The sequence below is a fragment of the Micromonospora sp. NBC_01392 genome (genome assembly GCF_045040125.1).
GTDB lineage: Bacteria > Actinomycetota > Actinomycetes > Mycobacteriales > Micromonosporaceae > Micromonospora.
This window is the reverse complement of the sequence record NZ_CP109549.1, coordinates 2,906,957-2,927,759: the sequence shown is the minus strand read 5'-3', so window position 1 is coordinate 2,927,759 and position 20,803 is coordinate 2,906,957. Positions and strand designations below refer to the sequence as shown.

The window sequence follows — 20,803 nt, the reverse complement described above, 5'->3', positions numbered from 1 at the left end:
CTTCGGTCCGGTTCTCCTGAATCGGGTGGTGGGTTGGGTGCCGGCGGCCATGCCGCCGGGGCTTGCTAGGACCGCCGCCCCGGCCACCGGGCCAGTAGCTCCCGGCCGAGCCGGGACAGCAGTCCCTGCACGCCGCCGGGCGCGGCGATCATGACGACGACCAGGGTGATCCCGAAGATCGCCAACGGCAGGTTGCCCTCCAGCCGCTGCGCCACCGCCGGTGAGACGGTGAACAGGTCGGTCACGGAGTGCGTCAGGTCGGGCAGGGCGACCAGCAGGACGGCTCCCCAGAGCGCCCCGACGAGGCGGCCGAGACCGCCGATCACCACGGCCATGAGCAGGAAGAGCGACAGGGTCAGCGAGAACCCCCCGGGCGAGACGCTCTGCGCAAGCACCGCGAGCAGCGCGCCGCCGAGCCCGGCGCCGGCCGCGCTGACCACGAAGGCGAGCACCTGGGTACGGGCCACGTGGATGCCGGCGAGGCGGGCCGCCACCTCGTCGTCCCGGACCGCCCGGAAGGTGCGGCCGTACCGGCTGCGGACCAGGTTGGCCAGCAGCACCAGGGCGACCAGGGTGGCCGCCGTGGCGATCCAGAGCTGCCACCGCTCGTAGGGGAAGTAGGCGCCGAGCGCCAGCGGCGGCGGCTCGACCGGCACCGAGAGCCCCTGGTCGCCGTTGAAGACGTCGTCGAAGGTGACCGTGAGGGCGGGCACCACGACCGCGACGGCCAGCGTCACGCCGGCGAGGTACGGACCGCGCAGGCGGGCGGCGGCCGCCCCGACCACGGCACCGACGCCCACCGTGACCAGGACCGCCGCGACCAGCGACAGCGGGAGCAGCCAGCCGTCGGTCATCCCGTGGTCGGCGAACGCGCCCTGGCAGAGCGCCACCGTGTAGGCGCCGGTCGCCATCAGTGCGCCGTGCCCGAGCGAGAGCTGACCGTTGAGTCCGGTCAGGACGGTCAGTCCGGCGGTCGCGCAGAGGTAGGCGGCCACCGTGGCGAGCTGGAAGTTGCGGAACGGCGCCAGGCCGTAGCTCGCCGCCAGCACCAGCAGTGCCGCGATGGTCGCCACCGCCAGGTGCCGCAGCAGAGTGGACCCGCGGCGGTCGTCGGCGCGCGTGCCGGTGGCCGCCCGCTGCGGCGCCGCCGCCCGGGTGGCGCTCACACCCGCCTCGCGGCGACCGGAGCGAACAGCCCGCCGGGCCGGACCAGCAGCACGGCCAGCAGCAGGACCAGTACCGCGAGCGGGGTGAGGTCGCTGCCGGCGTATCCGCTGACGTAGGAGAGCAGCAGGCCCACCACCAGTCCGCCGACCACCGCCCCCGGCGGGCTGTCCAGTCCGCCGACCACCGCCGCGGTGAACGCCGAGACGAAGACCAGGTCCATGGCGTTCGGGTGCAGGCCCAGTTCGGTGGGGATCACCAGCATGGCGGCCAGGGCCCCCACCCCCGAGGCGAGGGCCCAGCCGAGGGCGAGCATGCCGCCCACGTTGACCCCCAGCAGGCGGGAGACCTCCGGGGCGAAGGCCGCCGCGCGCATCCGCAGGCCGACCGGGGTACGCGCGAAGATCCAGGCGAGCGCGACCATGGTCACCCCCACCGTGGCGAAGACGAACAGGTCGTACGGTGAGCCGACGGCGAACCCGCCGACGGTGAGCGCGGCACGGCTGAACGGCGTCCCGGCGGGGTGGAACTCGTTGCCGTAGAGCATGCCGAGGACTGCCTGGATCACCAGGACCAGCCCGAGCGCGACGATCACCGGGTTGAGCGGTGAGGCGTGGTCGACGAAGCGCATCACCGCCCGGTCCACGACCGCGCCGAGCAGCAGACCGGCGGCGAGCGCGGCCAGGAAGCCCAGCCAGTAGGAGCCGGTCGACACGGACACGCTGTAGGCGACGTACGCGGCCGCGACGGCCATCGCGCCCTGGGCGAAGTTGACGATCCGCGCGGCCCGCCAGATGAGCACCAGTGCCAGCGCGAACGCCGCGTAGACGGCGCCCCGGGAGAAGCCGTCGAAGGTGAGGAAGACGAAACGCTCCACAGTCCTCCTTCGGAGGAGACGAGGGGTTCAGAATCCGAGATACGCGTGCCGCAGGTCGACGTCGTCACGCAGCCGCTGCGCCGGGGCGGCGCGGACCACCCGGCCGAGGGACATCACGATCCCCTGGTCGGCGACGGAGAGAGCGCTGCGGACGTTCTGCTCGACCAGCAGCACGGTCAGCCCGGTGCCGTCGCGCAGCTGGCGCAGCAGGGCCATGATCTGGGCGACCACCCGCGGCGCCAGGCCGAGCGACGGCTCGTCGAGCAGCAGCAGGCGGGGCCGGCCGACCAGGGCCCGGCCGAGGGCGAGCATCTGCCGTTCGCCGCCGGAGAGCTGGTGGCCGAGGTGGCCACGACGCCGGGCCAGCGGCTCGAAAAGCTGGTACACCTCGTCCCGGGCGCGGGCGGAGTCAGCCTTGTCGCGGCGCCACAGCCCGCCCAGCCGCAGGTTCTCGTCCACGGTGAGCTCGCCGATCACCCCGCGCCCCTCGGGGACGTGCGCCATCCCCCGGCGCACCAGTTGCTCCACCGGGGTGCCGCGCAGGTCCTCCCCGGCGAGCACGACCTGGCCGGCCAGCGGGCGCAGCATGCCGGACAGGGCGCGCAGCAGGGTGGTCTTGCCGGCGCCGTTCGCCCCGACCACCGCCGCGATGGTACCGGCGGGGACCGCGAGGTCGACCTCGCGCAGCACCGGCGCGGCGCCGTAGCCGGCCACCAGCCCTCGCACGGTGAGCAGGTCCCCGCCGCTCGCGCCACCGCCGCGCGGGGCCGGCGCGTCGAGCCGGCTGATTCGCCCGCTCATGCGGCGGCCTCGTCCACGGCCGCGCCCAGGTAGGCGTCGGCGACCGCCGGGTCGTCGCGCACCTCGTCCGGCGTGCCGGCGGCGATCACCCGCCCGAAGTCGAGCACCACGATGTCGTCGCAGACGGACATCACCAGATCCATGTGATGCTCGACGAGCAGCACCGCGCAGGGGTCCGGGTCACGACCGGGCAGTTCGCGGATCAGCTCCGCGAGCTCGGCGATGTCCTCGGCGCCGAGGCCGCCGGCGGGCTCGTCGAGCAGGAGCAGCCGGGGCCGGGCCACCAGGGCGCGGGCCAGGGCGGCCCGCTGCCGTACGGCGAAGGGCAGCGTGCCCGGCGCGGCGGCGGCGTACCCGGCGATGCCCAGCCGGTCGAGCACGTCGAGGGCGTCCCGGCGCAGCCGGTGCTCGTCGCGGTCGCTGGCGGGCAGGCCGAGCAGCGCCGGCAGGAAGCCCGCACGGGCGGTGTGGGTGGCGCCGGCCATCACGTTCTCCAGCACGGTGAGCCCGGCGAAGAGCCCGGTGCCCTGCAGTGTCCGGGCGATACCCAGCCGGGTCAGCCGGTGCGGCCGGGGCCGCAGTGGGCGGCCGTCGAGGGTGAGGGTGCCCGCGTCCGGGGCGACGAAGCCGCAGATGACGTTGAACAGGGTGGTCTTCCCCGCGCCGTTGGGGCCGATCACGCCGACCACCCGGCCGGCGGGCACCCGTAGCGAGACGTCGTCGAGGGCGGTGAGACCACCGAAGCGCACCCCGATGTGGTGCAGCGCGAGACCTTGCTCCATTGACCCATCCCTCGGTCCGGCGGAGCGCGATATTTACACTCGGAGTGTACGTTTCTCGCCTCCGGCGTCAATACCTTCGCCCGGCGCCCGCGCCGCGGCGATCCCGGACCCGACCGGGCACGGTGCACCGGGGACCGGACGGCAGCCGGCCCGCCGTCGCGCGGGGCGACGGCGGGCCGGCCGGGGCGGTCAGGGACGCCCGACGGGGTCAGGCGCTCGGGCAGGTGTTGCGGTACTCCTCGATCGCCAGACCGGTCGGTCCCGGGCAGAGGAACTGCTCGTACCGGGTGTCGTTGTCGACGAACCGCTTCAGCCAGGCCACCATCTGCCGGGCGGTGGGCGTGTTCACCGCCTGCGGGAAGAAGTGGCTGGCCCCGTTCAACTCCAGGTACGCCTTCTCGGCCGAGGCCGGGATGCTGGTGTAGAAGGGCTCGGAGTGCGTCGCGACCGGGGCGACGGTGTCCGCCTCGCCACCGACGATCAGGGTCGGCACCTGGAGCCCGGACCAGGTCTTGTCCAGGTTCCACGGCGCCAGCGGCACGGCGGCCCGCAGCGACGGGCGCGACGCGGCGGCCTCCAGCGTGCCGCCACCGCCCATCGAGTGGCCGGCGACCGCGAGCCGGGTGGCGTCGATCCGGCCCCGCACCGAGCTGCGCTGGGTCAGGTAGTCCAGCGCTGCCAGCAGCTGCCGGCCCCGGCTGTCCGGCTGGTCCAGACGGGTGATCGTCTCGATGCCGATCACCACGAAGCCGTGGGAGGCGATCCGGGGCCCGAGCCAGTCGATGCTGGACCAGGCGGCGGTGTAGCCGGGCGAGATGGCGATGGCGCCGAACGTGCCCGCGCTCGTACTGGTCGGGTAGTAGATGACTCCCCCGCCGAAGCCGGTGACGCTGAGCGAGGAGACGTTGTCCGTGGCGACGGCGAACGGGCCGCGGCTGGCTTCCAGGATCGCCACGGTGGGGTCGGGGCCGCGCTCGTACGGGTTTTCCGCGGCCTGCGCGGCGCCGGACGACGCGCCGAGCACGCCGCCGGCCGCCAGGACGGCGGCCAGCGCCATCCCAACGGCACGAGCAGCGAGGGAACGGGGATGGGTGGTGGTTGGTGATGACATGCCGGGCACTCCCTACGGGTGGGGTTACATCGACAGATGTCATCCTTTTCCCTGCCCGCCCTCGTCCGCATCGGCAAAATCGCCGGTACCGCTGCGGGGTGGGCGACAACGTCTACCTGCTGTGACCACCGACGGGTTCCCCGGGTGATCAAAGGCTGTCCGGTTCCGAGCCCGCCGGCCAGGCGCGGACCGCGTCGCCGTGCCGAGCCGGGCCGCCGGACCACCCGGGAGGGCACTCCGGCCGGCACGTTTGCGGTGCCGCCATCGCTCATCGAGCACGGGCTAGACTTCGTCGTCGGCACCTTAGTCACCACCAGCTGCACGGGCTCCGGGCTGATACTGCTCACCGTCACCCGGCCGCCCTGCTGCCGCGCCGACCTAACCGTCCCACCTGCTCGACGGCCGGACGTACGAGGAGCAGCGCCCCGACTCCCGCCGATCCACTGACTCTGCGACCAGTTGGCGAGGTGCCGTCGCGGCGGCCGGTCCCGGTTCGCCTCGCCGCCGCAAGCCTGACGCCGAGAGGCGTCAGGCCCTGCCTGCCGTCCGCGGCTCGGCAGCGTGGCGGATGTCGAGCAGGTGGTGCCCGGCCTCGTGCACGGTGTGCCGGCCGAGCCGGAGCAGCGGACGCACCTCCCCCCGCGGCCACGGGTAGACGCCGGTGCGGGCCAACTCCACCTCGCCGAGCGTGGCGAAGCGGGCCGCGAACGCGTCGGCGGCCGTGGTCGGGTCGGCGAGGACCACCTCCGGATCCTGGGCGTTGTAGCGTTCGGTGACCACCAGCTCGTCGCGGCCCATCGGCGCGAACTTCGGCTCCGACACACACAGCGCCAGCGTGAGACGCCTTCCCTGCACCCGGAACACGTCCCGCACGTGGCACGCCCACTCCAGCGGCGACCAAACGTCCGGGGCGGGCCGCCGGCGCACGTCCAGCACCTCGCGCAGGCCGGCCGGGCAACGCCCGGCCACGTCGCGCAAGCGACGGCCCGAATCACATCCCTCGACCGAGTCTGCTGACCTTCCCGGCCCGCCCTGGCCACTTCGCCGGCCACGGACGGTCAGCAAAGACTTCGCTGCCCGTACCCCAAAATGGGTAGCCTCGCCACTTCGTCCCGGCCTAGCTTCTAACTGGATCTTCTCCACCCGCTCACGAGAGGACTTCACCCCGCGTGACGCCGCCTGCTCTCTAGACCTGACACCTTCCCCCGTGCATCGGTCGCCGACGTCGCCGTCGGCTCTTTCCCATGCCGTTTGTCACGTCCTCAGAGAGATCAGGCCATGTCTACGCATCCTCATGCCGTGCTGTCCCGAACCCTTCGGCGCACGCACCCTTCCCTGCTCGTGGGCCGCTGCAATCCCGGCCTCGGCGACGGCACGTTCCACGTCAGTGCAACCGGCGAACTCCTCGACAACTCGTCCAGCCTCGCCGCCGGCATCCTTCTCGAGCCCCTGATCGCCCGGCGCAGCCGGTCCACCCTGGTGCGGGAGCCATGTTGCGAACCACTCGTCCCGCCCGCTGAGCCGCAGAACTCACGGGGGTATCTCGTGCGTCCCGCGGTGGGCCGCCGTGGACCCGAACCGAGGCGGGAGGCGAGGTGGCCCCGCCCCGGACCGCATCACGCGGCGCTCCGCGCACGATCGCTCAACTCCAGCCGCGGGCAGGGGCCAGGGCCTACCCGATACCGGCGACGGAGGTGATCGCCCGACCGGATTGTCGGCCGGCGCGAGCAGGATGCAGGGACGGCAACCACTGCCCGCCTGCTGGGCGCTCGCATCTCCCGGGTCCCCACTCATCCCTGCAATCGCACCACCCCAGGTAATGGCACATGTCGGCGCCAGAGCCCGGACCCACCGGTGACGTCCATCCTGCCCGACCTACGGCGCGGGTACCGCACGTCACCTGACCCGGGGATGGCAGCACCGGTCGAGCCGAGCCAGCCGCCGGGGAGCCCGCTCATCGTGAGCGGGCTCCCCGGAGCGGCTCCACCGGGGTGACCTGGTTCTTGTCCCCGGGGTCGCGAAGAGGTCGGGAGCCCGACGAGGACGACCACCGAGGCGACCGTCAGCACCACCGAGTACCCGGCGAGCGCCCACGAGCAAGGTGGTGTTGGGCTGGCTTGGCTCAGGTGGTCGCCGCCGCGGGTGACTCCGACTAGGCCGAAGGCGCACGCGGCGCGGCCGGCGCGTTTTGGCTCGATTCACATTTGCCCTTGCTCTGTTGGAGCCATCGGCATTCTCCCGCGAGGTGTGTCGTATGCGTCGTTTAGCGTCGCGTCGTTGCCCGGCGACGGGAGGGCTGGTCATGACGGGGTGGGATGGAGTGCCGTTGTGGGCTGGTGGTTGCGAGGATGATGTGCGGGCTCGTCTGGCAGCGGGAGTGGACCCCTGCATGCCGCTCGGGCATGACTCGGCCCTGCCCGTCGCGGCTCAGCACTCGTCGCCCGCCGTCGTGGCGGCGGTGGCCGCGGCAGCAGCCGATGTGGACGTCATGTCCGACGATCGGTCCCCGCTGTGGCTGGCGCGGCCGACCCTTGATCCTTGCTGACCCGAGTGGCGTAGACCAGGCGAGCACTGTCGCCACTGGGCGCGCGGTGGGACATGCCCGACGGCGGAGTGCACGCGCTGGTTGTTGTACCAGCCGACCCCACTCGGCGGTGGCCTTCGACCTGGGCGAGACTTCGCCACGGGCCCCGAGGTTTGATCAGCTCGGCCTTGTAGAGGCCGATGGTGGACTCCATCAACGCGTTGTCCAGGGTAGATCGTGGCGCACCTCGCCGCCGTCGCCGAGAGCGGTAGCGGGCACAGCTCGGTGCCGGCCGCGAAGCAGGAGCGGCTCGCCGATGAACGGCTGTAATGCGAAACGCCCATAGCGGACAAGAGCCACCGTGCGTCGATCTGCGTGATCGCCTCTGTACTCTGCGCTGTCGGGATGTCGTCCGGCAGTTGTGGGCGCCCGACGTGGGGCGGGATGCGGGTTCCGAGGAGAGGGCAGGATGTCGCGGAAGAAGCGGAAGGCAACGGCGCGTACGACGAAGGCGGTCCCGCCGAACAGGCAACCGGAAAAGCAGCCGCCCGTGCCGTGGTGGCGGCGCCTGAGCAAGCCGGCAGCCTGGATCGCCGGCGTGGCGACCGTGGTGGTCACCGGTGTTCTCAGCACGCTCCTGGTGTGGGTGGGGCGCGAGGTTGTCGACGGCCCGGCCGTCAAGGATCGGATCCGTGAGGTCACGCGGGCGAAGGATGATGTCCGCTACACCATCACCCATGAGAATGACGGCTGGATCATCGCACTGCCCGAAGGAGTCGCCCTGACCCCCGCGCAGAGGAGCTTCCTGGCGAAGTCGTCGTACACCGTTCCGGAGGTGGACGGGTACACCCTGGACCGGCTCGCCGGCGAACTGCGGGCGGTCGGCGGCGCCGAGGTTCCGAAGCAGACGCTGCGGCTGACCGTCGAAGGCCACCGCAACCAGCCGATCCGAGTCGACAGCATCAAGCCCGTCAACATCCACCACCAGAGGCCGTACGACGGCACGCTGCTGCTGGTCCCCCCGCAGGAGGGCGGCAACACCGCCGAGATGGTGTTCAACTTCGACGACGTCGATCCGCAGGCACGGATCGCGCTCGACGACGACAACGGAGGCTACAAGCCGGGCGAGCCCTACTTCCTGAAGAAGACCCTCACGATCAAGGACGCCGCTCAGGACGTCGTGGTCATCCGGTCGATGACCACCCGATCGGCGGTGTCCTTCGAGATCCAGATCGACTACCACATCGGGGACGAGGCCCGGCACATCGTCATAGACGACGGCGGTCATCCCTTCTCGGTCAGTCCGATGCGGTGCGCCGACCGCAGCACGTTGGACGCCGATGGAGCGCTGATCTCTCAGGGGCACGCCAGCTACCAGAAGATCCTGGCGCGGAGCGGCGCCTCGGGAGCCATCGACGATGTGCGGAACCCGGGCCGCTTCGAACTCGGGACCCCGTTCTGCTGACCCGTAGTGCCGGGCGCTGGCCGTCGGCGCTGCCGACGCCTTCGGCGACGTCCCGATGGTCACCCTCGCCTTCCTGACGCTGCCCTGGATGCGCCCGGGTCCGGGGCGAGCCCATCCCGTTCCGGGACGGCATCTGCCGAAGGCAGGGAGAGCCGCCAGCCCCGGCGGACAACTCGCTCTGGTTGTGATGGGCGTCGGATCGCGGTCAGGAGTGGCGGGTTCTCGGGCTTCGCCGAACCCTCGCGCGGAGCGTCGTAGACGCGCCAGCGGAGAGCCGAGCGGAGAGTCGTCAGGGGCCTGTAGCTCGCATCCGCGTGGCAGGTGTGGCGAAGCGGCGTCGAACAACTGGCGTCGGTCCCGGCTCCGCCCCCGGTGGGTCGTGCAGCGATCCGTGATGCGCGGGCTGCTCCTGCGCACCACCGGCCCCGTAGTTTCGACTGCTGCGGCCGGTACGCTCCAGGCTGGGAGGAGCCGGTGCCATGACCAACCCCACGACGAACCCCGCTGAGCCTTCGGATCCCGCTGACACGGAGTGGAAGATCACCCCGTCGACGTCGTCGCCTCGTGGGCTGTCGAGCAGAGGCGGGATGCGTCGGAGGCCGTGCGGTGCGTACAGTTCCGGGTCGGACTTGGGGTGGGCCGGGTGGATCCGGCGCAGGGAACGGGACGAGACAGCGACGCATGACGGCGGACAACATTACCGAAACCGGTCAAGACGGCATTGACCGCGAACGGCTGGAGACCTGCCTCAGCGTCTTCGAGGCGTTGGAGGACCTGCCTCCTGATCACCCCGACGTGGTGCGGGTGCAACGGGCCACCGCGAAGCTCTACAAGGTGATCAAGCAGCGACGACGCGAGGAACGGCGGGATGCCATCGCGGCGGCCGACCGCGCGGTGACGGCGGCCACCGCCACCGGCGCCCCGGGCCGGATCGACGACGAGACCCAGGGCATCCCGCTCGCCTCCCCCACCGTCGGTGCCACGGCCGGCTTCCTGCACAATCCGCGCGGCTGCTACGTCTGCAAGCAGCGCTACCACGAGGTGGACGCCTTCTACCATCAGCTCTGCCCGCCCTGCGCCGCGCTCAACCGGGAGCGCCGCGACGCCCGTACCGACCTGACCGGCCGGCGCGCGCTGCTCACCGGCGGCCGAGCCAAGATCGGCATGTACATCGCGCTGCGGCTGCTGCGCGACGGCGCGCACACCACGGTAACCACGCGGTTTCCCCATGACGCGGTCCGCCGATTCGCCGCGATGCCGGACAGCGGGGACTGGCTGCACCGCCTGCGGATCGTCGGGATCGACCTACGCGACCCCGCCCAGGTGATCGCCCTCGCTGACTCGGTCAGCGCCCAGGGACCACTCGACATCCTGATCAACAATGCGGCGCAGACCGTCCGCCGCACGCCCGGGGCATACGCGCAGCTCGTCGCCGCGGAGGCGGCGGCCCTGCCGGACGGCCCCTTGCCGGAGCTGATCACGTTCGCCAAACCTACCGGCCAGGGCGACCCGGCGGGCCGTCTCGCCCCGCCGCAGTCGGCCACGGTCACCCCGCAGGCGCTCACCGCGTTGGCGCTGACCAGCGGCTCCGCCTCGCCGGAACGGATCGCCGCGGCCACCGCCATCGACGCCGGTGGTCTGGTGCCGGACCTCGATCCGGTCAACAGCTGGGTGCAGCGGGTGCACGAGGTGGACCCGGTCGAACTGCTCGAAGTGCAGCTGTGCAACGTGACCGCGCCGTTCGTGCTGGTCAGTCGACTTCGACCGGCGATGGCCGCAGCAACCGCCCGCCGGAAGTACGTGGTGAACGTGTCGGCGATGGAGGGCCAGTTCGCCCGCGGCTACAAGGGGCCGGGGCACCCGCACACCAACATGGCCAAGGCCGCGCTGAACATGCTCACCCGAACCAGCGCCCAGGAGATGCTGGCCGACGGCATCCTCATGACCAGCGTCGACACCGGCTGGATCACCGACGAGCGGCCCCACCCGACGAAGATGCGGCTGGCGGACGCCGGCTTCCACGCCCCGCTGGACCTGGTCGACGGCGCGGCCCGGGTCTACGACCCGATCGTCCGCGGCGAACAGGGCGAAGACCTCTACGGCTGCTTCCTGAAGGACTACGCGCCCTGCGCCTGGTGATCAGCACGACCACCCAGCCTGCCTGCGCCGGGGAAGGCAACCCACGGCGTGGGCTCAGATCGGCTCAACGGCGAGACAGGCGGACAGGCGGACAGGCGGACAGGCGGACAGGCGGAGCGTTCGACACGGACAGCCACGTCAGGGAGTTGCTCATTCAGGCCCGCGATGACGGTACATGCGGACTTGATGCCCTTCTTCCGTAAACCGGTCCCGCCAGCGATCACCTCACCGTCGCGGCAGCCACGACGACGCCAAACTCAGCCTTACCACCTTCCGAGACAACCCATCGAAATTGCTCACTTAATTGGCGACACAGCGCCTGAACTCCCTCCGGGCGACCCATCTAAGCTGTGCCGCAACGTTCGCTCGCTGCAGTGCGCTACAGCTAAGCGCGTCGCGCCACGCCCCTCCGCGACGCCGACTAGGTGGGGGCTGTCTCGCTAACGGTGTTTCCGGCGATCTTCGCTAGTAGGTCTTAGCGGCGGGGAAGCGGTCGCTAGAGGTGATGGCGAAGGCATTCAGGGCGGGTTTTCAGCGCATCGTCCATCGGGTTCTGCCTGCTCCGGTGGGGTCCAGGGATCGGGTCACCGGGTACAGACACTTCAACGCGGCCTGCTTGTTGGGGAAGTGGCCGCGGGCCTTCACTGCGCGCCGGTAGCGGGCGTTGAGCGACTCGATCGCGTTGGTCGAGCAGATGACCGTGCGGATCTCTAGGCTCGTCGGGACACCGCCCCCGGGGATCACGGCGCGATGCTGAAGGTGGCGACCACCCCGTTGTGGTCGGAATTGGTGCCGCCCACGATGGCATAGTCGGTCATCCACATCTCGCGGTATTCCTCGACACGCTTCCAGAAGTAGATGTAGTCGATGTGCCGGTTGCCGTGCGTCCCGGTCCCCTTCTCGCCGTAGAGGTTGTAGCAGGACCGCAGGTTGGGCAGTTCGTTGGCCTCGAAGACCTGCCACGGGAACTTCGCGTACCCGTAGGCGCGGTCGGCGCTGAAGTCGACGTTGAGGTCACCGCTGACGATGACCTGGCCGGCGTCCTTCTTGCTGGCAGCCAGGTCCTTGAGGGCCTGGAACTGCTGCTCGGCGCAGCGGGTACGCGGCAGGTCCTCGGGCCGCCCGCCGCTCTCGATGCTGGCGTTGGCGTGCGCGTTGAGGTGGAAGACGCTGCGCCCGGTCGGCTTGTGCCGGTAGCGGACCCAGTTGTTGTACCGGGCCGGTGGCACCTCGCCCGGTCCGTTGGTGTCGCACACGAAGTTTGACCCCTTGTCGAGCACGTCGAACATGCTCTTGCGGGCCAGCAGCGCTTCGTTGGCCGCCTGGGTCGGCTCGGGCGCGTACAGCCACCAGCCGTTCGCGGCGGCCCAGTCCTGCAGGAACGCCCGGCGGTTGCCCACCTCGTTGAGGCCGACCAGGTCCGCCCGGGACGTGATCAGTTGCAGGTCCTGGGTGAACTGGGCCTGGTTGAGCTCGTAGAGGATGTTCAGTGTCGCCGCCCTGAAGGTGGCGTTCTCGGCGGCGGCGGGAGCCGCCGGCACCAGGCTCACCAGCAGCACGGCCGTGCCGACGAGGGCGCCCGCGCTGCGTGCCGACCACCGTCTTCTGTGTTGCATGGGGCAATCCCTTCCCGAGTGGTGCGGACCGGCGCGTCGCGGCTCGGATGGGGGATCGCCCGGATCGCCGCCGGCCGGGCAGCTCGGCTACCGCAGCTGCACATTAGCACCACATTGACCGAACTGAATGGCGATTGTTGACAGCCGGGTGGTGCTACCGGCACGCTCGGCCGTGCCCACCGACACCACCCGCCGCACCGCTGTCGCGCCGAGGAGACCCATGCGTCCACGAGGGACTCGACGCCCGTTCCTGGCCGCCGTCCTGGCGTCGCTGGTCGCGGTGGGCGTCGCCGCCGCACCCGCCGCGGCCGCCACCCCGCAACCGGTGTACGCGCCGGCCGGCGGGATCGCCGATCCCGGAGTGGTCAGACAGGGCGACGCCTTCGTCGTGTTCGCCACCGGCGGCCGGGCCCCGGCGTACCGGGCTGACACCGCGTCGGGGCCGTGGACCGACCTGGGCGCGGTGCTCGGTTCGGTGCCCGACTGGGCCGAGAGCGGCGCAGTGTGGGCGCCGGACGCGGTCCATACCGCCACCGGGTGGGTGCTCTACTACTCAGCGCCTGCCAAGGGCAAGGACGGGCAGCGGTGCATCGGCGCCGCCACCGCCGACACCGCCACCGGGTCGTACACCCCGGTCGGCGCCGCGCCCCTGATCTGCCCGGGTGGCGCGCACGACGCCGAAGACGCGGTGCCCGGACGGCCGGTCGCCGCCGCCGGCGTGATCGACCCGTCGCCCTTCGAGGACGCCGACGGCCACCGGTTCGTGCTCTACAAGACGCAACAGACACCCTCGTCGATCCGAATGCTGCGGGTCGACGACACCGGCACCCGCGGGGTCGGCACCGTCAGCCGCGAACTGGTCCGCAGCGACGGGATCATCGAGAACCCGGTGCTGCGCCAACGCGGCTCCACATTCGTGCTGTTCGCCTCCCGGTACGGCTACCAGAACTGCAGCTACGCCACCGTCTATCTCACCTCCACCGACCGGTGGGACTTCCACGGCAGGACGGAGCGCCCGCTGCTCACCACCGGCGGCACCGGGATCTGCGGCCCGGGCGGCGCCGACCTCGTCCCCGCGTTGGTCGACGACGAGCAGCGGATCTTCCTGCACGGTTGGATCTGCGCCGGCACCGCGCCGTGCCGACAGCAGGCCGACGGCTCGCTGCCCAACACCGCGCGCCGCGCGCTGTACGCCGCGATCTTCCGCTGGGACGGCGCGACGCCGCGCGTCGGCGCGTTCCGCTGACGGCCCGGCCCGGCCCGGCCCGACGCCAGGCGTCGGCACGTCGCGGTGATCGGGCCGCCGGGGCCGGCCCCCTTGACGGCCGCCGACGACCCGACCGGTGTCACTCGAGCAGCACGGTCGCGTATCGGTGGCCACGACGGCGGGCGAAGTCGTCCACGCCCAGCACTGTCGGCGTCATCGGCGGCAGGTCGGGCATCCGGCGGATCATCCGGATCAACGTCGGGCGTGATACCGACACCGCTAACCGCTGCGCCAACCTGCTGCCCGGTCGACCGCCCAACGCCACCGCGACGGCTTCCAAGTCGCCCGCCGCCACGACGGTGGGACGGGCATGCCGACGAGTCAGGCCGGGCGCCTGCTCGACGAACGTCCGCCGCTGACAGCAGCTGTCGGCGCAGGCGAATCGGCGGACCGTCAACGCGACCAGCACCTCATGGCCACCCAACCTGACGTCCCCCAAGCCAACCGCTGCAGAGGCTCCGACACGACAGGACCCGCCCCACCGTCAGAAAAGCGACTCACAAAACCGGCAAGCCGGTCCTACGCCTTGACCAGCGGTCAAGGAGCGCTACCGGACGGCGCACTTGACCGGCGTGGTCCCCAGAAAGCCGGGAAGGCCGGCCCGACGTTTCGGACCAGCCTTTTGACCTGCTGTTACACCTTGTCGGGACGGCCGGATTCGAACCGACGACCCCTTGACCCCCAGTCAAGTGCGCTACCAAGCTGCGCCACGTCCCGATGCCCCCGCGCGTCGTTCCCCGCGGCAGCCGGTACAGCTTAGCGCAGGATCTTCGCACCGTACGCACAGGGCCCCTCGGCGACGCACGGGCCGGCGTCACTCCCCCTAAAGCGTCCTAGGAAAGAAGCCGCCGGGGCGGGCCCCGGCGGCTTCTCCATGGAACCGCTCAGCCGTGCGCCTTGCCGCGACCGCCCGGGCCCAGCTTCTTGCGCGGGCGCACCGAGATGTCGATCGGGCTGCCCTCGAAGCCGAACTCCTCGCGCAGCTTGCGCTCCACGAAACGCTGGTAGCCGGCATCCAGCGGGCCGGTGGTGAACAGCACGAACCGCGGCGGCGCCACCCCGGCCTGGGTGGCGAACAGGATGCGCGGGGCGCGCCCGCCGCGTACCGGGTGCGGGGTGGCCTGGACCAGCGCGGTGAGCCACTGGTTGAGCTGCGCGGTGGGGATCCGCGTCTCCCAGCTCGCGAGCGCCTTGCGCAGCGCCGGGGCGAGCTTGTCCACCGCCCGGCCGGTCTGCGCGGACAGGTTCAGCCGGATCGCCCACGGGATCCGCCGCAGCTCCCGGTCGATCTCCTTGTCCAGGTAGTAGCGGCGGTCGGCGTCGACCAGGTCCCACTTGTTGAACGCGATGACCAGGGCCCGGCCGGCCTCCACCACCATGGTGAGGATCCGCTGGTCCTGCTCGCTGATCACCTCGCTGGAGTCCAGCAGCACCACCGCCACCTCGGCCGCCTCGATCGTCGATGCGGTACGCAGGCTGGCGTAGTATTCCGTGCCGCTGGCCTTGCCGACGCGCTTACGCAGGCCGGCGGTGTCCACCAGCTGCCAGGTCTCGCCGCCGATCTCGACCAGGCTGTCCACCGGGTCGACGGTGGTGCCGGCGACCGAGTCGACCACCGCCCGCTCCTCGCCGGAGAACCGGTTGAGCAGGCTGGACTTGCCGACGTTGGGCCGGCCGACCAGGGCCACCCGACGCGGCCCGCGCGGCCGGTTCTCCACGATCGGCGGCGCCTCGGGCAGCGCGGCCATGATGGCGTCGAGCAGGTCGCCGGAGCCGCGGCCGTGCAGCGCCGACACCGGGAACGGCTCACCGAGGCCGAGCGACCACAGCGCGGTCGCCTCCATCTCGATGGTGGTGTTGTCGGCCTTGTTGCCCACCAGGATCACCGGCTTGGCGCTGCGCCGCAGCATCTTCACCGCGGCCTCGTCCACGTCGGTCGAGCCGACCATGGCGTCCACCACGAACAGCACCACGTCGGCGGTGGCCACGGCCGCCTCGGCCTGGGCGGCGATGGCGGCGGCCCGGTCCTTGGCGTCGGGCTCCCAGCCGCCGGTGTCCACCACGGTGAACGCCCGGCCGTTCCACTGCGCGTCGTACGGCACCCGGTCCCGGGTCACGCCGGGGATGTCCTCGACGACCGCCTGGCGGCGGCCGATGATGCGGTTCACCAGCGTGGACTTGCCCACGTTGGGGCGGCCGACCACGGCCACCACGGGCTGCGGGCCGGTCGGCTCGTCGGCCTCGACCTCCGGCTCACGCAGCTCCACCCAGCCACCGAAGTCGTCGGTCATGCCGAGTCACCCTTCGTGCGCGCCTGCGGCGCCCGCGAGAACCCGTTCATGCCACACCCCGCTCGGTGAGCAGGTCACGCAGGCGGGCGACGACCTCGTCGATGCCCAGTTCGGTGGTGTCCAGCACCACGGCGTCGGGAGCCTGCTGGAGCGGGTTGACCGTGCGGGTCGAGTCGAGCCGGTCCCGGCGGGCCAGGTCGGCGGCGGTCGCCGAGACGTCGGCGGCGTCCTCGGCGCTGCGCCGCTGGGCGCGCGCCGACTCGGAGGCGGTCAGGTAGACCTTCAGGTCGGCGTCGGGCGTCACCACCGAGCCGATGTCGCGGCCCTCCACCACGATCCGGCCCGCCTCGGCGACCAGCCGCCGCTGCCGGTCCACCAGCAGTTCCCGGACCGCGCCCACGGCGGCCACCGCGGAGACCGCGCCGGTCACCTCCGGGCCGCGGATGTCGGTGGACACGTCGGTGCCGTCGACGGTGACCGCGTACCCCTGGGGGTCGGTGCCGATGCGCAGGTCGGCCTCGCCGGCGACCTTGGCCACCGACTCGGTGTCGGTCAGCTCGACGCCGGAACGCAGGACCGCCCAGGTCAGCGCCCGGTACATGGCGCCGGTGTCGAGGTAGCGGGCGCCGAGGCCCACCGCCAGTCGCCGCGACACGGTGGACTTGCCCGAACCGGACGGCCCGTCCACCGCGACCACGCAACGCCCGGCCGGTACCTTTTCCTCCACCGTTGTCCTCCTCAGCCCGTACCTCGCGGGTCGTCACGGAGCGACGCCGTTGAGCGGATGGTTTCTCGTCGTCAATCATGCCCGCGCCGCGCGGGCGACCGCCGGGGGCGCGTGCGCGCCGGCCCGCGGACCGCGTCGAAGCCTACCGGTCGCCCTACCCCGATCGTCTCCGGTCAGTCACCCACGGCCTTGAACAGGGCGGCGACCTCCGCGTTGGTCAGCCGCCGCAGCCGCCCGGTGCGCAGGTCGCCGAGCTTGATCGGACCGATCGAGGTACGGATCAGCCGGGACACCGGATGTCCCACCTCGGCCATCAGGCGTCGGACGATGTGCTTGCGCCCCTCGTGCAGGGTCAGCTCCACCTGGGCGGTTTTGCCCAGCGTGTCGACCACCTTGAACCCGTCGACCTTCACCGGCCCGTCCTCCAGCTCGACACCGCCGGTCAGCCGCTTGCCCAGGTTGCGCGGGATCGGCCCGGCCACCTCGGCGAGGTAGGTCTTGAGCACCTCGTACGACGGGTGCATGAGCTTGTGGGCGAGGGTGCCGTCGTTGGTGAGCAGGAGCAGGCCCTCACTGTCGGCGTCCAGTCGCCCGACGTGGTAGACCCGCTGCTCCAGCCGCGCGCCGATGAAGTCGGCGAGCTCGGTGCGGCCCTTCTCGTCAGCCATGGTGGTGACCACCCCGCGCGGCTTGTTCATCGCCACGTAGACCAGGCGGACGTCGGCCTGGAGCCGCTCACCGTCGACGTGGATCACGTCGCGTGCCGGGTCGGCCTTGTCACCGAGCTGCGCGACCCGGCCGTTGACCGTGACCCGCCGCCGGAAGATCAGGTCCTCGCAGGCCCGCCGCGAGCCCACCCCCGCGGCGGCGAGCACCTTCTGGAGGCGCTCGGCGCTCTCGTACACGGGGGCGTCGGACTTCGGGGCACGGTCATCGCGTCGCATCGGCAAGCTCTTCTACGTCGTCGGGCAGGAACGGGGCCAGGGGCGGCAGGTCGTCCACCGAGTTGAGCCCCAGCTTCTCCAGGAACATGGTGGTGGTCCGGTAGAGGAACGCACCGCTGTCCGCTTCGGTGCCGCACTCCTCGACCAGGCCGCGACCCACCAGGGTACGGAGCACCCCGTCGCAGTTGACACCCCGGATGGCCGAGATGCGCGACCGGGTCACCGGCTGGCGGTAGGCGACCACGGCGAGTGTCTCCAGCGCGGCCTGGGTCAGCCGGACCGACTGCCCCTCCAGCACGAACCGCTCGACGTAGGTGGCGTATTCCGGCCGGGTGTAGAGACGCCAGCCACCCGCGGCGCGGCGCAGCTCGAACCCGTGCCCGGCCGAGGTGTAGCCGGCGGCGATCTCGTCGAGCATCGCGCCGACCCGTTCCGGGGCCTGCTCCAGCACCTCGGCCAGCACCAGCTCGCTGACCGGCTGGTCCACCACCAGCAGGATCGCCTCCAGCGCGCCGCGCAGCTCCGCGTCGTCCAGGACGGGCGCGGGGGCCGGCTCCGGCGCCCGCGCCGCCCGCCGCCGTGAACGCTTCAGAGGTACGCCGGAAGCGCCCTCCTCGTCGCCGTGCGAGGTCTCCCCCGAGATCTTGATACGGTCCCGCCCCTCCTGGGGCGCCCCGGTACCAAGATCTCGGTGCGGCTCGCCCGCGGACGAGATCTTGGAAGAATTCGGCCCCTCGGAGGGCCCATTGCTTCCAAGATCTGTGGAGGGATCGAGATCGTGGGCAGCTTCAGGTTCCGGTGGCCGGTCAGTGTTCAAGATCTCGGGCTCGGGTCGATCGGCGCGGCCCGAGGGCTCGTCCGTGGGGTCGGGCTTGGGCGGAATGCGCTCCCACGGGGGGATCCAGGCGGCGGCCTGGTCGGCCAGCGAGTCGCCGCGCTCCTCGTCGCTCATCAGGTCACTCCTGCGTCGGTGCGGTCGTGTCCGCCGCCTCGCGGCGCGAGCCGGCGTCAGCGGGTCGGACGGTGACGTCGGAGGGAACCGCGTCAGCGAGTGCGTCGTCGGGCACGCCGGGGGCGGACGCGGCATCCGGTCCGGGGGCGGCGGCCTGGGCGGTGGCCGGCTCCGGGGCGCCGGCGTACTCGTCGACGGTCAGCTCGGCGTCGCCTTCGGCCGGGCCGGTCCAGCGGACCGTCAGCTCCTCCAGCGCCTGCTCCTGCACGAACGCGACGAGGCCCTGCCGGTACAGCTCCAGCAGCGCCAGGAACCGGGCCACCACCTCCAGCGTGATCTCGCAGTCGGCGCAGAGCTGCGAGAAGGTGGCGACACCGGCCCGGCGCAGCCGCTCGGCGATGATGCCGGCGTGCTCCCGGACGCTGACCCGGACCATGTGCACGTGCGCGATGGACACCTCGGGCACCGGCTTCGGGCTCATCGCCCTGACCGCGAGCCGGAGCAGCCGCTGCGGGCCGATGCCGAGCACCAGGTCGGGCAGCGCCTCGGCGTACCGGGGTTCCAGGGTGACCGCCCGGGGGTAGCGCCGGCCGCCGACCGCCTCCAACCCGGCGATGTGCGCCGCCGCCTCCTTGTACGCCTTGTACTGCAACAGTCGGGCGAAGAGCAGGTCCCGTGCCTCCAGCAGCGCCAGGTCCGCCTCGTCCTCCACCTCGGCCGAGGGCAGCAGCCGGGCCGCCTTCAGGTCGAGCAGGGTGGCGGCGACCAGCAGGAACTCGCTTGTCTCGTCCAGGTCCCACTGGTCGCCCATGGCGCGCAGGTACGCGATGAACTCGTCGGTGACCTTGTGCAGCGCGACCTCGGTGACGTCCAGCTTGTGCTTGCTGATCAGCTGGAGCAGCAGGTCGAACGGGCCGGTGAAGTTGTCCAGCCGGACCGTGAAACCGCTGGTCTCGGCGGGCCCGGTGTCGACCTCGGCGGGGTCGCCGGCGCCGTGCGGCGGGTCGAGGGGCGGCGCGGTCACCGGGAAACCGTAGTCGACGCGGTGGGCGGGTGGCGGACGCCCTACCGGTCCGTCTCGGCGGCGATCACCTCTCGGGCGAGCTGCCGGTAGTTGCGCGCGCCGGAGGAGGCCGGGTCGAGCGTGGTGATCGGCGCGCCGGCCACCGTCGACTCGGGGAACTTCACCGTCTTGGTGATGACGGTCTGGTAGACCTTGTCGCCGAACGCCTCGACCACCCGTTGCAGCACCTGACGGCAGTGGGTGGTGCGGCTGTCGTACATGGTGGCGAGGATGCCTTCGAGTTCGAGGTCGAAGTTGAGCCGCTCGCGCACCTTGTCGATGGTGTCCAACAGCAGCGCGACGCCGCGCAGGCTGAAGAACTCGCACTCCAGCGGAATGAGCACGCCGTGCGCCACGGTCAACGCGTTGATCGCCAGCAGGCCCAGCGAGGGCTGGCAGTCGATCAGGATGAAGTCGTACTCCTTGCGGATGGTGCGCAGCACCCGGGCCAGGGCCATCTCCCGGGCGACCTCGTTGACCAGCTGGATCTCGGCGGCGGAGAGGTCGATGTTGGCGGGGAGCAGGTGCAGCCCGGCCACGTCGGTCTTGATCAGGACGTCCTCGGCGGTGACGTCGTCCTGCATGAGCAGGTTGTAGACCGACAGGTCGAGGTTGTGCGGGTTGACGCCCAGGCCGACGGAGAGAGCGCCCTGCGGATCGAAGTCGACGAGCAGCACCTTGCGGCCGTACTCGGCGAGCGCGGCGCCCAGGTTGATGGTGGTCGTGGTCTTGCCGACGCCACCCTTCTGGTTGGCCATCGCGATGATCCGCGCCGGGCCGTGCCGGTCGGTCGGCATGGGTTCCGGGATCGGCTTGCGCATCGTGTACGCGGCCGGGTCGGCGGGGCCGAGGTCGGCGCCGAGCGTCGCCTGCTGCTCACGGAGCTCCGACGTCCAGGTCTCGGCACGGTCACCGTTTCCTGCCATGTCCTCGTTGCCCCCTCCCGACGACCAACCCGGCGTCGGAGCCGTCCGACGTCCCTCGCGGCGCCGCTGCGCACCCCCGGTCCGTCGCACCTGGAGGCCCGCGCCGATGCCGACTGTACGCCACGGGCGAGCAGCACGTTCGGCAGCGGGTCGG

At 71.6% G+C, this 20,803-nt stretch carries 17 protein-coding genes, 1 tRNA gene and 1 pseudogene; 3 read left to right on the top strand and 16 right to left on the bottom strand.

Features of this window, described 5'->3' with window-relative positions:
- Positions 1-65: 65 nt before the first annotated feature.
- The 6 genes from OG767_RS13455 to OG767_RS13430 all read right to left on the bottom strand — a co-directional run bounded on the left by OG767_RS13455 (position 66) and on the right by OG767_RS13430 (position 5,704).
- Positions 66-1,166 carry a branched-chain amino acid ABC transporter permease gene (locus tag OG767_RS13455; protein WP_405093694.1) on the bottom strand — a complete coding sequence of 367 codons (1,101 nt, stop codon included), beginning with the start codon at positions 1,164-1,166 and terminating at the stop codon, positions 66-68.
- Positions 1,163-2,041 (bottom strand): branched-chain amino acid ABC transporter permease, encoded by an 879-nt coding sequence (locus tag OG767_RS13450; protein ID WP_405093693.1) that lies wholly within the window; start codon positions 2,039-2,041, stop codon positions 1,163-1,165. Before OG767_RS13450 ends, OG767_RS13455 begins: the two co-directional genes overlap by 4 nt.
- 27 nt (positions 2,042-2,068) lie before the next feature.
- On the bottom strand, positions 2,069-2,842 hold the full coding sequence (locus OG767_RS13445; RefSeq protein WP_405093692.1) for an ABC transporter ATP-binding protein: 774 nt from the start codon (positions 2,840-2,842) through the stop codon (positions 2,069-2,071).
- Positions 2,839-3,624 (bottom strand): ABC transporter ATP-binding protein, encoded by a 786-nt coding sequence (locus OG767_RS13440; protein ID WP_405093691.1) that lies wholly within the window; start codon positions 3,622-3,624, stop codon positions 2,839-2,841. Before OG767_RS13440 ends, OG767_RS13445 begins: the two co-directional genes overlap by 4 nt.
- A 208-nt stretch (positions 3,625-3,832) precedes the next feature.
- Positions 3,833-4,735: an alpha/beta hydrolase family protein gene (locus OG767_RS13435; RefSeq protein WP_405093690.1), complete on the bottom strand. Its 903-nt coding sequence runs from the start codon at positions 4,733-4,735 to the stop codon at positions 3,833-3,835.
- Positions 4,736-5,263: 528 nt separating this feature from the next.
- The gene (locus tag OG767_RS13430) at positions 5,264-5,704 is read right to left on the bottom strand and encodes a DinB family protein (protein WP_405093689.1); all 441 of its coding nucleotides are present in this window, start codon (positions 5,702-5,704) and stop codon (positions 5,264-5,266) included.
- A gap of 2,024 nt (positions 5,705-7,728) precedes the next feature.
- Between OG767_RS13430 and OG767_RS13425 the strand changes: the two genes are divergently transcribed.
- Together OG767_RS13425 and OG767_RS13420 are read left to right on the top strand one after the other, a co-directional pair.
- Positions 7,729-8,724, top strand: a complete 996-nt coding sequence (locus OG767_RS13425; RefSeq protein WP_405093688.1) for a hypothetical protein — start codon at positions 7,729-7,731, stop codon at positions 8,722-8,724.
- Positions 8,725-9,405: 681 nt separating this feature from the next.
- Complete coding sequence (locus OG767_RS13420; protein WP_405093687.1) at positions 9,406-10,863, top strand: SDR family NAD(P)-dependent oxidoreductase; 1,458 nt, start codon at positions 9,406-9,408, stop codon at positions 10,861-10,863.
- 465 nt (positions 10,864-11,328) lie between these two features.
- Here OG767_RS13420 and OG767_RS13415 read toward each other — a convergent pair.
- Both OG767_RS13415 and OG767_RS13410 read right to left on the bottom strand, forming a co-directional pair.
- Positions 11,329-11,577, bottom strand: a pseudogene (locus OG767_RS13415) (transposase); the annotation flags it as partial.
- Positions 11,578-11,603: 26 nt separating this feature from the next.
- Entirely contained in the window at positions 11,604-12,479 is an 876-nt protein-coding gene (locus OG767_RS13410) for an endonuclease/exonuclease/phosphatase family protein (RefSeq protein WP_405093686.1), read from the bottom strand.
- Between the two features lie 220 nt (positions 12,480-12,699).
- On the opposite strand from OG767_RS13410, the gene OG767_RS13405 reads away from it, so the two are divergent.
- On the top strand, positions 12,700-13,725 hold the full coding sequence (locus OG767_RS13405; RefSeq protein WP_405093685.1) for a family 43 glycosylhydrolase: 1,026 nt from the start codon (positions 12,700-12,702) through the stop codon (positions 13,723-13,725).
- Positions 13,726-13,825: 100 nt separating this feature from the next.
- On the opposite strand, the gene OG767_RS13400 is transcribed toward OG767_RS13405, so the two are convergent.
- From OG767_RS13400 to OG767_RS13365, 8 genes are all read right to left on the bottom strand, one after another.
- On the bottom strand, positions 13,826-14,170 hold the full coding sequence (locus tag OG767_RS13400; RefSeq protein WP_405093684.1) for a hypothetical protein: 345 nt from the start codon (positions 14,168-14,170) through the stop codon (positions 13,826-13,828).
- A gap of 219 nt (positions 14,171-14,389) precedes the next feature.
- A tRNA-Pro gene (locus OG767_RS13395) sits at positions 14,390-14,463 on the bottom strand.
- Positions 14,464-14,630: 167 nt separating this feature from the next.
- A complete protein-coding gene (gene der, locus OG767_RS13390; protein WP_405093683.1) occupies positions 14,631-16,037 on the bottom strand; it encodes a ribosome biogenesis GTPase Der in 1,407 nt (468 codons plus the stop codon).
- Positions 16,038-16,083: 46 nt separating this feature from the next.
- Positions 16,084-16,764: a (d)CMP kinase gene (cmk, locus tag OG767_RS13385; protein WP_405093682.1), complete on the bottom strand. Its 681-nt coding sequence runs from the start codon at positions 16,762-16,764 to the stop codon at positions 16,084-16,086.
- Positions 16,765-16,937: 173 nt separating this feature from the next.
- A complete protein-coding gene (locus tag OG767_RS13380) occupies positions 16,938-17,708 on the bottom strand; it encodes a pseudouridine synthase (protein WP_396777735.1) in 771 nt (256 codons plus the stop codon).
- Positions 17,695-18,660 (bottom strand): SMC-Scp complex subunit ScpB, encoded by a 966-nt coding sequence (gene scpB, locus OG767_RS13375; RefSeq protein WP_405093681.1) that lies wholly within the window; start codon positions 18,658-18,660, stop codon positions 17,695-17,697. The genes OG767_RS13380 and scpB overlap by 14 nt, the downstream gene beginning before the upstream one ends.
- Positions 18,661-18,664: 4 nt before the next feature.
- The gene (locus tag OG767_RS13370; RefSeq protein WP_405093680.1) at positions 18,665-19,684 is read right to left on the bottom strand and encodes a segregation and condensation protein A; all 1,020 of its coding nucleotides are present in this window, start codon (positions 19,682-19,684) and stop codon (positions 18,665-18,667) included.
- 41 nt (positions 19,685-19,725) lie between these two features.
- Positions 19,726-20,649 (bottom strand): ParA family protein, encoded by a 924-nt coding sequence (locus OG767_RS13365; protein WP_091657002.1) that lies wholly within the window; start codon positions 20,647-20,649, stop codon positions 19,726-19,728.
- Positions 20,650-20,803: the final 154 nt, after the last annotated feature.